A 13785-nucleotide genomic window follows, 5' to 3' on the forward strand; every position below is an offset into this window, starting at 1 on the left:
ATAAACACCGCGACAAACCATTTGTACTAGGAATTTTTTTTCTTTTTTTTAAAACAGGTCCTGTAAACCCCAGGATAAAAGAAGAATAGAGTATAAAGTCTTGTGGTTCAGCTTTTTTCGAAGCATAGCGAGGGCGGTGGCTTTTTGATTGCGCACCGTTTGGTTGGACAATTGCAGGTGATTGGCTATTTCCTCGTTCGTCATTTTTTTGAAATAAGCCAGGATAAATATTTCCCGCATTTTCCGGGGTAAGCCGTCAATTTCCCTGCGGATCTCTGCCAGCAGTTCGGCATACATGATTTCTTTGTAAAAAGGATCATCCTGCTGCTCGTATGCGCTGGTAAACTCCTTGTGCCTTGTTTTTTCCCGTTGCCTGCTTCTCAATTGATTCAGGCAGCTGTTTCGGGTAGCAACAAACAGGTATTTTTTGACTTGTTGAAAATCAGCAAAATCAGCACTTTTCTGCCATACTTTCACAAATACATCAGAAACGATATCTTCAGCATCTACGTCGGTCTTTAATATTTTTTGGGCAAAACGGCATAACACAGGAAAGTAGATGCGGATCAGGTATTGCCATGCCGCACTATCATTTTTTTTGAGAAGTCGTAAACAGTCATCGTCATTTTCAACAAGCATTACATCGTCGTTCCCCGAAAGCGTCATAAGAAGCTTAAAAAGTATAAGTAATTAATTCACAAAAAAACACGGCCATAGGTTATGTAATCCAACTTTTGATTAATTATGCCTATACTCAGTCCAATCAAACAGCAGAACTCCATTGTTACATCCTGGCAAGCAATAGTCTGGATCTCAATCCGCAAACGGCTAATGTGTTAAAAAGCTGTAAAAATACCCCCCCACTTTTGAGATAGCAATAGATTATACTACGCAATAAATGGACTATGCTATTATTTAAGGATTATACGCTCATGTAATGCACATCCTCATCATGATGCCTCGCCACATTATCCACGATCGCCACATGCAGTGTTTCCTTATCCCCTCCACCACTCACCATTCACCATTGACCATTCACTCCCTCAGAGTTATCCCCTACAACCTCTTGCATAAAAAACTAAGTAAAACCACTAACCTATTGAATAACAACAGTTTACGATTAAAGCTTCCACCTCCAGGAATCGGCATTTCGGCCTTTTCCCACCCCAATTGAACGATTCTCGACCTCCGGGGCTAATATTCAGACCTAGCTTTGTGTCTCCAATGATCCAATATCCTATTGAAACAACGGAATCCAATATCCTACTGAAACGACCAGTATCCTTTTGAAACAACTAAATCCAATGATCCCTATGAAAACACAACTAGTTGTTCGATTGAGTGTAAGCCCGTTTTAAATCCGTATCCATTTTTTGAAGACGACTAACCTAAGGCTAAATATATTCCTATGAAAAACTGTAAACCGTCTGGATAGCCTTATTAAATAATGATCCCCTCCTGCCGGAGGGGATCATTATTTATACACGTGCACCAACATCTACCAACACCAATGGTTCCCTACACCCACTTCTTCAGGTAACGCACTACCGCCTTCAACACCTGCGACACCACGAAACTCACCACCGCTCCCACCGCCGCCAGTATTGCCGTCTTTACCAAATCCTCACTCCTATGCCACCACACACTAACAACAAACACAACCCAACAGCAATACACAACCGTCATAAACTTCCTCCCTCCCGAAATCCGAAATCTCCATCACTCATCCTCCTCCCCTCTACTCTAAGTGTATGCTTGGTGTATAGATGGTGCATAGATGGAGCATAGATAGTGCATGAGGAGTGTATGAAAACGATCAGAACGAAAACACCAGTAAAACATCAAAAACGAATAGACCAACAACAAATAAAAATCAAATGCAAGTAAGCAAGTAAAGCTGTAAAAAAGTAGAAATGGAACGCATCTGTATTTACCCCAAAGACATTCAAATAGTAACAGGCAAAAGCGAACGCTATGGCCGCGACCTCCTAAAGAAAATAAAAGAAACCCTCAGCAAGCAAGATCACCAGTTCATCACCATCGAAGAATTCTGCCAATACACCGGCCTCTGCCCCAACACCGTCATAGAAAAACTCCGCACCTGACCCTGGTCCTTTTGAAATAGGAATGGAGATAGTCGTATCATCAGGAACCACAAAAAAATTGCCCCGCCACGACTGGCAGGGCTTCACCCTTTTAACCATGAAAAAGCAATATTTTTATAGATAAGCGTTGGCCTTACAATCCAACACTTGTTCTAATGATACTGAAATAGATCCCTCCTAGTTTAATAATACTTGCAGCCTTTCCCTTGGAATTTCATACGCCACTTCATCTTCAAACACGCTACGGATATCAAAGTCATCTTCGATACGCAAACAGGTATAATCATTTCGAACATACCCTCTATAATCAATGCTGATACAATTCCGGGATCCACTTTCAAGTGTCCCCTCATGAAGTGCTTTGCATAAGAAATCAAAAAGCTCTTTTTTCAGTTCATTACGCTCAATAGTATCCCACTTCTTTGTGCTTTCATGATACCTCCGTACTGTAATCTTTTCAATGATTTCTTCCTCTGTACTATCCTCAATGCTTAAATGCTCCACCAGGATTTCATATTCCGACTCAAAATCATCCCGGTCATCAAGACCTTCAGGAGGAATAAGGTCATCATATTTTTTCATGATGTCATCCGCTTCCCTACAGTCAAGCCACTCACACGCAGGCATTTCCTCAGGGAATAATGAATTGACATCACATTCCGATTGAAACTCAATAGTGCCATCATCATTCAATACGATATCGTAATCAAACGAAGTGAATTCACCATCTGGGTCAACTTCCCCTGAACAGTATTCAGTGAGCACATCTTCCAATTTATTGTAGGTTTCTTTGGGAAGCAATTCATCAAGAACCTTTTTTCCTTTATAATCGCGTTTACCGTATAAAGCTAAAGCAACACTTTTATAATTCAGATCATAACTAAAGGCAGTTAAGATCCCTTCCTTTCTTAAAAACACCAGGAACTCATAAGTGGAGTTGAATTTCATTGGATTACTGGTTTGTTGTCAATACAAAGTAATTACAACAAGAAAAAGGGCCATATTAACCAAAATCTAATTCTTTTAAAACACCAGCAATAACACTTACAAAGGATCAAGAGTATTCACCCCTTACCTATCGTTAAAAAATGATACCACATCATTCACAAAAGTTTTACACGCAATTCTTTATATTTGTATCAGCATCTCATTTTCCCACTCGACATCTCTTTATCCCCATCACCCTGTTGCCTTTCCCTCACCGTCAAAAGAATGTATATGCAACAGGAAAAAAACTTGCAAAAGCAACAAGATCTTGAGACATTAGAACAACTCATTGAGCAGGCAGGCTCTGGGAAGAATATATCGGAGGAGCAGCTACACCAGCTTTTCATCAAGTATCCCAACCACGCAGTGCAACTGGTCAAAAAATATATGGCACTACGGCTGCAACCTGCAGGCAGCCCACTGACAAAAGCCTATTTATTCGCCCTCTGCCTGGATAAAATGTACCACCGTAAGCTGCAACGCTTTTTAGTCAACCCGCCGGCAGATAAATTGCGGGAAAAAGAATTCAACCGCGCCATTGAAGTCTTCGAAGACCAGCTCCTCAGGCAAACCACGGACAATTAACGAAGAACCATAAAGCGCCCCAAAGAATGGAAAACCAGGCGGCTGTCTCATATATAAACTCACCTTTACAATAAACAATGAGACAGCCGCCTAAATATCTCATCCATCCTCTATCATCCATCATCTATTATCTTCTCTCCCTATTCGTCATTCATAACTCGTCATTACCCATCACTCATCACAACGGTTTATTCTGCTTAATCTTCTCCAACATCTTCTTCCCATTATCATTCTTTGGATTCAGTTTAATAGACATCTCGTAATTCTTAATAGCCAGGTCTTTTTTACCCGCCTTAGCATAGGCCTCACCTAAGCTATCATAAGGATTCCAGGCCTTGGGGAAAAACTGTACATTGAGTTTAAAGAGCTCAATGGCATCATTGAGCCTGTTGGCATTCATCAACTGGTAGCCTGCACTATTAATATTATCTTCAATAGCTTTAGCGCTATTCGCATTAAAACTGCTCAGGTTGGTAAATAGCTGTGAGGTAACCTTCCAATCATTACCGTCTTTAACAAACGAACTGAAGGTATGCCAGCGCATACCAGCTGAATCCGTACTGGGTGAAACAACAGTAGTAATGTAATCTGCTGTTGCCATATTGCCATCGGTACGAACAACTATGTTTGGAGTACTGATACGTAATTGATCAGGGTTCTCCGGCGGAGGGAATGTAGCCACAAGCTTTACGATACTATCCCATCCCAACGCCTCGGCATGAAAGCCGGAAGCTGTAACGGCAATCCTGGCTTTATCATCCTGCTTCCAGTTTGCCTTCCATTTGTCAGCCTGCCGGTTCAGCATTTCATTAAAGGACTTCTCCGCGATTTGCTTAATACTTTCTTCATCATTGCCTTGTCCAAAACCTGCTGAAGAAAGCATAACAAGGAAGCACAGCGTAAGTGTGATGTTTTGCAAAACAGGATGCAAAGAAAAGCGCCTGGGAGAACGTTTGTTGTTGTTCATAAACTTAGGTTTTTATGTTGTTCTGAAAAAATGCAGACAAGAAAACCAATCTCAGGAAGAATCTTTTCATAACACCACATCCCACCCAAACCCCCAAACTCCAAACCTCAAACTCCCTAATTTCCGAAATCCGAAATCCCCTCACTTCCCCGGCAACTGAATCACAAACTCCGTAAACGCCCCTTCCTGTGTGTTCACCTTCAATTCCCCTCCATGTGCCTTGACGATATCATAACTTAACGATAACCCAAGTCCCGTTCCATGACCCGTTGGCTTTGTCGTGAAAAAGGGTTGAAATATTTTCTCCATCGCCCCCTGCGAAATGCCCGTGCCATTATCTTTTACAGACAACTCCACTTTACGGCCAACTCTTTTAGTGCTGACGGAAACAAGGGGCACATAAGCAACATCCCCCTGTTTCTTCTTCTCATTCACGGCATAAAAAGCATTGTTGTATAAGTTCAATAATACCCTTCCTATATCCTGGGGCACAACATCCATCTTGCCAATGCTTTCATCAAAATCCGTCGTATAATTGGCATTGAACGCCTTGTCTTTAGCCCTGAGTCCATGATAGCTTAAGCGCAGGCACTCTTCAGCCAAAGCATTGATGTCTGTAGGTTCCTTTTTGCCGGTGCTGGCCCTGGAATGTTGCAACATGCCCTTGATAATAGAATCCGCCCTTTTCCCGTGATAACCTATTTTTCCAAGACTATCAGCTATAGATTTGATGATTTCATCTGCCTTAGCCTTGTCTGCATCTGTTAATGGGTGCGCAGTGAGTTCCCTTAATTCTTCCAGCAGCTCAACACTCACTTCAGAGAAGTTGTTCACGAAGTTGAGCGGGTTTTGGATCTCATGCGCGATGCCTGCTGTAAGCTCTCCCAACGAAGCCATTTTGGCTGATTGGATCAGTTGTCTTTGCGTCAGTTGCAATTCGTCAAGCGTTTGCTCCGCCTGGACTCTATGCCGGTCTGTTTCCTGCTTTTGCAAATCCAGGATTTGATAAGCTTTTTGTTTATCCCGGTTGTTCTTCAACAGGATACCGATAATGATGATGGTCAGGCCAAGTATAACACCCAGGGCAATATTTAGTTTTTGTCTATTCCGCTTTTGCTGGTTCAGCATATCCACCTCTCGCTGCTTTTGAGAGACCTCGTAGTTCGTGCGCAAGTCAGCCAGTCTTTGCACCGTATTGAGGTTGTTGATACTGTCCCTGTAGGCGATATGTTTTTTATAATAGAGGAAAGCCTCGCTGGTGTTGCCTGCACGTTCATACAGCTCCGACAATTTAAGACTCGCGCTGGCCACCTGCTCCTTCAATCCATGCTGTTCTGCCAGGCGGAGGCTTCTCAAGGTATAATTCAACGCCGTCTGGTGATCCCCCTTAGTCATATACACATCGGCCATGGAAATGAGATAAATACAGATAGGGTAATAATCCTGTGCCTGCTCCAGTATACCGATCGCTTCATTGATATTTTTTTCGGCAAGCTGATTCTGACCTAGGTTAGCGTAAACCATACCAATACCACCTAGGCTATAGCCGATACCACTTTGATAATGGGCTTGATCAAAAATTACCTTTGCCTCATTGAAATACGAAAGAGCAGAATCATATTTCTTTGCTTTGAGGTATGCATCACCAGCATTGGAAAGATAAGAAGCCAGGCTAATGGAATCACCCTTAGACTGTCGCAAAGTAGTAATGGCCTTGTGGTAGTAATGCATCGCATTGGGGTGATTGTTGGCGACAGTGTAGATATCAGCAATGGCGCCGTAAGTCTCTCCTTCAGCCTTTAAATTATTTGTCTTCCTGGCTATTTCAGCACTTTTGATGTAGGCCTCCAGCGCCTCATCCAGTTGTCCAAAAAATCTGAGCTTTGTCCCCTTTAGGAAATAACCTACACGCAGGAATGTTTGATTCCCGGTTTGTTCCGATAAGTGGATCAGTTCCTCCGCATATTGTAAACCCTTTTTTAAATCCCTGACCTCGTTGAAAGATAGATCTCTGAGTAATTCAAACTTCGCTTTGCCTGTCAAGGTATTATGCTGGTAAATAACAGCCAAACTATCTGCTACTTTCTGTTCCTGTGCAAAAACGCTGGAGATCATAAACCAAAAACAGCCAAGAAAAATAGTATGCGCTTTTCTATAGAACATGTTGATGGTTTAAGGGGAATTAGGATCGTATCAGGGTCTTTTACTGCGAACTACGGCAACACTAAAACCAGCTTTTTTTCTTCTTCTTCTTCGAGAAACAAAAAAAGCCGGCAAGAACACCAGAAACAACGCCAATGGCTAGGAAAAACAAATTACCTCCATAGGATGTGGGCTTGACAGAAATTAAAGGATCGAATGTTTTTATATCTGTGCTACCTTTTTTTACCCACTTGATAGCATAAGCATATACAGAATAATCAGCAGCAGTACCGTTTACGATTCCTATCCAGGTTTTCCTTTGGGGGTTCTGCGAACGAGGGGGATTAGAAGAAAAAATATCAGTAGTCCCGCTGATGTCTTTCTGTTGAATGTCTTCAATATAATCCACATCACAACTTTCATTCACTTTCCAGTGTACAGCCCACCCCCTTTGGACAGCACTATGGCCATTATTGGGATGTCCATTCACTTCTAGTACGAGTCCGCCATTTAAATCAATTCCGGTAATATCAATTTGTAACATGCTTCAAAGTTTACGAGGTGAAATGATAAATAAAGAAGCGCTGTTCCTAGGGAGACGAAGTACATTATAAATTTAAAAATATTTATTCATCCAATCATTTAAATGTTTATGCGCAGCCATCGCGCATATCTTTCCGTTTGTTCATGCTGGTGAACTCAGCCTTTCCCACCAGCTTTACAGCTCTGTTACATTCAAAATAAGGACCTCCTTTCTTGCCTTTTTCCTGGCCTTCTACTCAGCCAAATTACTTAGCCGCAAACAAGCAAATATTCCAATATTTTTAGCAATTCAATATTTTCACAATAAATTTATAATCAATTTTTTACCTCTTCAAAATAAAAATATACATAATATTATTAGCAAATACCTTACTTAGTTCGTAACTTAGCTATCTGCCTAACCAATACATTATGAAATCAGATGATAGAATATTAAAAAACGAGGATTTTATTAATAACTATGTACCCCTCCAGGTATTTGTCAAAGGCATTTCCACGATCTGCGCCTGCAATGCAGACAGCTTCGTAACAAAACGGTTAAAAGAAAAACCTTTGCCCTTTGACAAAGAAATTAGTGTAAGGTATTACCATACCTCGCTCCTATGGTTGAATAACATTTATTCCAACAACCTCAATTAAACCCATTGATTCATGCTGTGTAAAAGAAATATCAGCTACCATCCTCCTCCCAATGATTTATACAACATTACCACCGCGTTAAGCTTGCCCCGCAACGCCTGCGATTCCTCAATTTGCGCATCAAAGAGATTATCCTGCATCAGGATCACTTCTACATAGGAGGTGAATCCATTGTCATACCTGGCCGTTGACAGATCCAGGGCTTTCTTGGCAGCTTCTACCTGTGCTTTGCGCAACTCGTATTCTGCCGCGTAGGTCCTGTAAAAGGTAAGCGCATTGTCTACTTCCCCGAATGCAACCAAAACTGTTTTCTGGTATTGTTGATATACGGCATCGGTCCTTCTGCGTTCTGCTACAACAATATTTTTTCTTTGATTATAATTGAAAATCGGCCCGAAAATACTTCCAAAGCCATTGGCCACAAGTCCATCGCTATGAATCAAAGTGCTTAACTCCGGGCTGGCAAAACCCAGGACTCCTGTAAGACTGAGAACCGGTAAACGGTTGGCCTCTGCCACCCCAATCTGTTCAAACTGAGCTTCCAGGGACTTTTCAGCAGCCATGATATCAGGCCTTCTTTGCAGTAGTTGTGAAGGGAGACCTACCGGGATAGCGGGGGATACCAACTGGTCAAAATTGCTGTATCCCCTGGAAACGGTGCCGGGACCCATGCCCATTAAAAGCCTAAGGGAATTTTCCACGATAACGATTTGACGCTGCAACGACGGAATGGCGGTGGCAATAATGTACTCTTGTTGCATGGCCTGCAACTTGTCTATTTCAGCCACATAACCTTTGTCAAACCGGTCGGAAATGATCCTTGTATTTTCCTTTCTGCCAACCAGTGTCTGGTTGGCAATGACAAGCCGGTTATCCAGGTCGCGCAACAAAAAGTATTGAGAGGCCGCTTCGGCAATAAGGCTGGTTTGTAAGGCATTTCGGTTGGACACTTCCGATAGGAATTGCGCCACTGCCGACCGGCTGTTATGTCTTAACCTGCCCCATAGATCCACTTCCCAGTTCAGTACGCCAAAAATATTGAATGAACTGCCCTGGATACCCTTGGCCGCTTCCTGGGCACTGGAGCCCGCATGGCCGCCGCCGGCCTCTAAGGAATAATTGATTTGGGGATATAAGTTGGCCTTAATGATGGCCGTTTGGGCACGGGCTTCTTCAATTCTTGCGGAAGCAGTCAGCAGGTCCTTGTTATTGGCCAGCGTTGTTTCAATAATGGTCTGTAAGGCCGTATCCTTGTATAAGTCAAACCATTTTACCAACGATGACGTATCAGTTGTTACCGTATCCCTATATGCAATCCCTGAGGGAACTTCCGGTGAGGAGAATTTTTTTCCCACCAGGCAGGATGATAAGGAAACCAGCGAGAGAATCAACAGGATTGGGATAGAGGGAGGAGGTACTTTTTTCTTCTTCCCTTCAATTAAAACAAAGAAGGCTGGGATCAGCAAAACGCCGATAATGGTGGCAGCCAGCATGCCTGAAAATACGGCCATACCCATTACTTTTCTTCCTTCAGCCCCCGCACCGGTTGCGGTGAGCAACGGCAACACACCGAGTATAAAGGCCAGCGATGTCATAAGGATCGGCCGGAAGCGGAGCTTGGCTGCATCCAGCGATGCATCGAGGGTTGGATCCCCGGCATCCTTCTTCATCTTGGCAAACTCAATGATCAGGATGGCGTTCTTTGCATTCAATCCAATGAGCATCACCAACCCGATTTGTGCAAATACGTTGTTCACATAGCTAAGTGAAAAAAGACCTGCAATGAACAGCCCCAGGAAGGCCCCCATCACGGCCCAGGGAGTCCCCAGCAGCACACTGAAAGGAAGTTTCCAGCTCTCGTACTGCGCAGCAAGAATGAGAAAAACAAATAAAAGCGCCATCACGAACGCCCTGCCCGCTGTACCCGCTGCGGCTTCTTCCTGGTACGACATATTGCTCCATTGATAACTCACATCAGCGGGCAATACCTCCTTGGCCACTTCTTTCAGGGCTGTCAGGGCCTGGTCGGAACTGTATCCCGAAGCAGGCACACCATTGATTTCAGCAGCCCTGTAAATGTTGAAGTGATTGGTGTACTGTGGACCGGATGTGTCTGAAATTTGTGCAATGGTTCCTATTGGAATCGTTTCACCCCTTGCATTGGTTACATAAAATTGCTGAAGATCCTCTGCCCGCATGCGGAAACCCGCATCCGCCATGACATAGGTTTTGTATTGCCGGCCAAACTGGTTAAAGTTGTTGACAAAGGACCCGCCGAGCAGGGTCGAGATCGTGCTGTTCACCTGCGCAAGATCCAACCCAAGTTTGTCGACTTTCTCCCGGTCTATCTGGATGCTTTTCTGTGGCACATTGGCGCGGAACAGCGTATAGATCCTCCCGATCTCCGGGCGCTGGCTGGCGGCCGCTATAAACTGCTGCGCTTGCTGGGCAAGATACTGGGGTGAATTGCCTGCACGATCCTGGAGCATCATAGTAAAGCCTGCCCCATTTCCCAAACCCAGGATCGGGGGCGGCCCCACGGCGATCACCGTGGCTTCGGAAATATTTTTCATGCAAAGCGCATTGACCTCCGCTACAACATCCAGGGCCGTTTTATGCCGTTCCTCCCAGGGTTTTAAAGTGATGAAAAATGTGGCGGCATTAGGCGCTACCGTATTGTTCAAAAGATTGTTTCCGTTTACCGTAGTGTATAACTCTATTTCCGGAATGCTTTTAAGGATGCCCTCTACCTTTGTGGTTACTTTGTCGGTGCGCTCCAGGGAAGCAGCATCAGGAAGCAAAGTGCTGATGATGAAGTATCCCTGGTCTTCTTCAGGCACAAATCCCGCTGGGATCTTCTTTCCCAGGACTACGGTCACCGCAATAATACCGCCAAGGATCAAAAGCGAGACCAGCAGTTTGCGGGCAAAGAAGCCGGCCACACCGACATAGCCATTCGTAAAGCGGTCAAACACGCGGTTGAACCAGGCGAAAAACCGTGCAAGTAAACCTTTTTGCTCCGATTTGGGTTTCAGCAACAAGGCCGCCAAGGCCGGACTTAAGGTAAGGGCATTAAAAGCGGAGAAACACACCGAAATCGCAATGGTGAGCGCAAACTGCTGGTACAACCTTCCGGTAATTCCGCCCGTAAAGGCCATGGGAACGAATACGGCCGAAAGAATAACAGCGATGGCAACAACCGGTCCGCCCACTTCTTTCATGGCTTTGCTGGTCGCCTCCTTTGGCGCCATACCATGCTCAATGTTATGTATAACCGCTTCTACCACCACAATGGCATCGTCAACCACGAGCCCGATGGCTAACACGAGCCCAAGAAGCGAAAGCACGTTTACGGAAAACCCAAGCAGGGGAAATACAATAAAAGTACCTATGAGCGAAACGGGAACAGTGAGCAGTGGAATTAAGGTCGCCCTCCAGTCCTGCAAAAACAGGAACACCACCAGGATCACCAGGATCACCGCTTCGATAAGGGTGTGCACAATTTCATCGATACCGGCTGTAACAGCCGCTGTGGTATCGAGCGAAAAATCCATCTTCATATCGGGCGGGAAACGGTCCTGCAGCTGCTCCATTTTATCACGGACCGCCTGTGCGACGGCAAGCGCATTGGACCCGGGAATCTGGTAGATGGCAATGGTGGAAGCACTCGAGCCATTGATACGGCTGTTCATGGTATAGTTCTCTGTTCCAAGTTCAATACGGGCTATATCCTTCATCCGCACCAGGGCGCCATCGGGGTTTGCTTTGAGGATGATGTCAGCGAACTGCTGCTCAGTGATGAGGCGTGATTGGAGAAGGGTGGTAAACGTATTCTGCGTTCCGGGGGCTGCCGGTTCTCCTCCAATACTCCCGCCCGGGCTGATCACGTTCTGCGCCTTTAACGCCTGGATCACTTGCTGCACGGTGATCTCATATTTTGCTAGGAGATCGGGCTTCACCCACACGCGCATGGCATATTCCGATCCGCCGAATACAAACACATCACCCACACCATTGATGCGCTTGAGTTCGTCCACCACGTTGATAAAACCATAGTTGTTCAGGAACTTGGAATTATAGGTGCTGTTAGGCGAAGAAAGCGAAACCAGCATCAGCGGAAAGGTGAGCGACTTCTTGGTGGTTACACCCAGTGCGGTTACTTCCGGGGGAAGGAAGGGCGCTGCCTGTGATACGCGGTTTTGCGTAAGCATGTTGGCATTGTCGAGGTTGGTGCCTACTTCGAAAGAAACTTCGAGGCGGGTGGTTCCGTCATTGGCATTTACAGAGCGCATATAGATCATGCGCTCTACGCCATTCACCTGTTGTTCGATAGGCGTTGCCACCGTTTGTTCCATGTTCACGGAATTGGCACCGGTGTAGGAGGCATTGATCTGCACCATTGGTGGGGTGATCTCGGGATATTGGGAAATGGGAATACCCCGCAGGGCCAGCACGCCAAGGAGCACCAATAAAATGGATATCACCATTGCAAAAATTGGCCGCCGGATGAAGAATTCACTCATGTGGTAGATTGAAGAGTTTTAAATTCGCTTTTCTGCTGCCGCTTAGTTTGCCGAAGAAGAGTCGTAGGAATAGGCAGTGACCACGGGTTTGATGACCATGCCGGGTTTAATGATGGCATTCCCTACAAGAGCCACTTTTTCGCCCGGTTTTAAACCTTCTGTGATCACCCAGTTGCTGCCAACACGCATACCGGTTTTAACAGGCCTGGGATTGATCTTGCTGCTGTCATTGACCACGAAAGCCATGTGCATATTCTGCATTTGATTAATGGCCTGCTGGGGAACCAATACGGCATTAGGTATTTCATCTGTCTTCACACGCACCTTCACATATTGCCCGGGGCGCAATAATCTTGATTTATTTTCCACTACGGCCTGCAACAACAAGGAACCTGTGGCCGGGTCAATTTCGCGGTTGGCAAAATCAATCTTCGCCTTTTCCGGGAAAACAGAGCCATCATTCAGGATCAGGTCAACATTGGCGTTCCTTAGATCTTCACCGCCCGCTTTTTGACGGTGCATCAGGTAGTCATTTTCTGTAACGGAAAAGCGCACTCGCATGGACCCTACGGCCGAAATGGTATTGAGCGGCGTCTCCCCTATATTCTTAACGTAGTCGCCTACCTGTACTTTTGAAACACCAATGGTGCCAGTGATCGGTGCTGTGATTCTCGCATAGCTTAATTGGGTGCGCGAATTACTCAACACTGCTTGTGCTGCATGAACAGCCTCTCTTTGGGCGTCATAAGCAGCTTGTGCCGCATCCAGGTCGCGTTTGCTTAAAGCATTCATCTCCGCGAGAGGTTTCACCCGGTCAAGGTCAGATTTTGCTTTAACGAGTAAGATATTGGCCTCTGAAAGCCGCGCCTGTGCTACCCGCTCCCGGTCTTTGAGTTCATTATCCTGGACTACATAGAGCAACTGGCCTTTGCTTACAGTAGACCCTTCCTTGAATAGGACACTTTGCACCCAGCCTTCCACTCTTGAGTGGATTTCCACATCCGATTGCCCGAATGTTTGTCCTACGTATTCCGCATACACGGGCACCGTTAGCTGGCCCGCTTCTACTACGTTTACGGTCGGCACCACCTGCGCAGGTCCTTTATCCTTCTCTTTACAGGAATTGAAAAGCAGCAGGAAGCAAACCGTTCTGATAAAATTGATTTTCATGAAAACAATTTTTTCGATTTAAAACAGGCTACAGGGGCACAGATCATCCTTTATGGATAGAGCGTTTGGATAGAGTATTACGGTTTTACGATCCCGGTGGCAGTGGTAATGGCGCGATTCCAAG

At 45.1% G+C, this 13785-nt stretch carries 11 protein-coding genes; 2 read left to right on the forward strand and 9 right to left on the reverse strand.

The features are described from left to right. Positions 1 to 48: 48 nt before the first annotated feature. The 4 genes from OCK74_RS12340 to OCK74_RS12355 all read right to left on the reverse strand — a co-directional run bounded on the left by OCK74_RS12340 (position 49) and on the right by OCK74_RS12355 (position 3053). Positions 49 to 666 (reverse strand): RNA polymerase sigma factor, encoded by a 618-nt coding sequence (locus tag OCK74_RS12340; protein ID WP_279297352.1) that lies wholly within the window; start codon positions 664 to 666, stop codon positions 49 to 51. Positions 667 to 1518: 852 nt separating this feature from the next. Next, positions 1519 to 1677 carry a hypothetical protein gene (locus OCK74_RS12345; RefSeq protein WP_279297353.1) on the reverse strand — a complete coding sequence of 53 codons (159 nt, stop codon included), beginning with the start codon at positions 1675 to 1677 and terminating at the stop codon, positions 1519 to 1521. A 311-nt stretch (positions 1678 to 1988) separates the two neighbouring features. Further along, positions 1989 to 2204, reverse strand: coding sequence for a hypothetical protein (locus OCK74_RS12350; protein WP_279297354.1), 216 nt, complete (start codon positions 2202 to 2204; stop codon positions 1989 to 1991). Between the two features lie 78 nt (positions 2205 to 2282). Continuing rightward, positions 2283 to 3053, reverse strand: a complete 771-nt coding sequence (locus tag OCK74_RS12355) for a hypothetical protein (protein ID WP_279297355.1) — start codon at positions 3051 to 3053, stop codon at positions 2283 to 2285. A 270-nt stretch (positions 3054 to 3323) separates the two neighbouring features. Between OCK74_RS12355 and OCK74_RS12360 the strand changes: the two genes are divergently transcribed. Continuing rightward, positions 3324 to 3677, forward strand: coding sequence for a hypothetical protein (locus OCK74_RS12360; RefSeq protein ID WP_279297356.1), 354 nt, complete (start codon positions 3324 to 3326; stop codon positions 3675 to 3677). 178 nt (positions 3678 to 3855) lie between these two features. On the opposite strand, the gene OCK74_RS12365 is transcribed toward OCK74_RS12360, so the two are convergent. From OCK74_RS12365 to OCK74_RS12375, 3 genes are all read right to left on the reverse strand, one after another. Next, positions 3856 to 4644, reverse strand: a complete 789-nt coding sequence (locus tag OCK74_RS12365; protein ID WP_279297357.1) for a tetratricopeptide repeat protein — start codon at positions 4642 to 4644, stop codon at positions 3856 to 3858. Between the two features lie 141 nt (positions 4645 to 4785). Beyond that, complete coding sequence (locus OCK74_RS12370; RefSeq protein ID WP_279297358.1) at positions 4786 to 6807, reverse strand: tetratricopeptide repeat protein; 2022 nt, start codon at positions 6805 to 6807, stop codon at positions 4786 to 4788. A 61-nt stretch (positions 6808 to 6868) separates the two neighbouring features. Next, positions 6869 to 7330, reverse strand: coding sequence for a hypothetical protein (locus OCK74_RS12375; protein WP_279297359.1), 462 nt, complete (start codon positions 7328 to 7330; stop codon positions 6869 to 6871). Between the two features lie 410 nt (positions 7331 to 7740). On the opposite strand from OCK74_RS12375, the gene OCK74_RS12380 reads away from it, so the two are divergent. Next, entirely contained in the window at positions 7741 to 7968 is a 228-nt protein-coding gene (locus OCK74_RS12380) for a hypothetical protein (RefSeq protein ID WP_279297360.1), read from the forward strand. Between the two features lie 35 nt (positions 7969 to 8003). Here OCK74_RS12380 and OCK74_RS12385 read toward each other — a convergent pair whose 3' ends face one another. After that, positions 8004 to 12491 carry a multidrug efflux RND transporter permease subunit gene (locus OCK74_RS12385; protein ID WP_279297361.1) on the reverse strand — a complete coding sequence of 1496 codons (4488 nt, stop codon included), beginning with the start codon at positions 12489 to 12491 and terminating at the stop codon, positions 8004 to 8006. A gap of 42 nt (positions 12492 to 12533) precedes the next feature. Next, positions 12534 to 13661 (reverse strand): efflux RND transporter periplasmic adaptor subunit, encoded by a 1128-nt coding sequence (locus tag OCK74_RS12390; protein ID WP_279297362.1) that lies wholly within the window; start codon positions 13659 to 13661, stop codon positions 12534 to 12536. Positions 13662 to 13785: the final 124 nt, after the last annotated feature.

The organism is Paraflavisolibacter caeni (genome assembly GCF_025628885.1).
Lineage (GTDB): Bacteria > Bacteroidota > Bacteroidia > Chitinophagales > Chitinophagaceae > Flavisolibacter > Flavisolibacter caeni.

Coding starts and splice junctions, on each gene's coding strand:
- OCK74_RS12390 (WP_279297362.1), bottom strand. CDS start 13,661: ATGAAAATCAATTTTATCAGAACGGTTTGCTTCCTGCTGCTTTTCAAT.
- OCK74_RS12350 (WP_279297354.1), bottom strand. CDS start 2,204: ATGGTTAAAAGGGTGAAGCCCTGCCAGTCGTGGCGGGGCAATTTTTTT.
- OCK74_RS12365 (WP_279297357.1), bottom strand. CDS start 4,644: ATGAACAACAACAAACGTTCTCCCAGGCGCTTTTCTTTGCATCCTGTT.
- OCK74_RS12360 (WP_279297356.1), top strand. CDS start 3,324: ATGCAACAGGAAAAAAACTTGCAAAAGCAACAAGATCTTGAGACATTA.
- OCK74_RS12375 (WP_279297359.1), bottom strand. CDS start 7,330: ATGTTACAAATTGATATTACCGGAATTGATTTAAATGGCGGACTCGTA.
- OCK74_RS12385 (WP_279297361.1), bottom strand. CDS start 12,491: ATGAGTGAATTCTTCATCCGGCGGCCAATTTTTGCAATGGTGATATCC.
- OCK74_RS12380 (WP_279297360.1), top strand. CDS start 7,741: ATGAAATCAGATGATAGAATATTAAAAAACGAGGATTTTATTAATAAC.
- OCK74_RS12370 (WP_279297358.1), bottom strand. CDS start 6,807: ATGTTCTATAGAAAAGCGCATACTATTTTTCTTGGCTGTTTTTGGTTT.
- OCK74_RS12340 (WP_279297352.1), bottom strand. CDS start 666: ATGACGCTTTCGGGGAACGACGATGTAATGCTTGTTGAAAATGACGAT.
- OCK74_RS12355 (WP_279297355.1), bottom strand. CDS start 3,053: ATGAAATTCAACTCCACTTATGAGTTCCTGGTGTTTTTAAGAAAGGAA.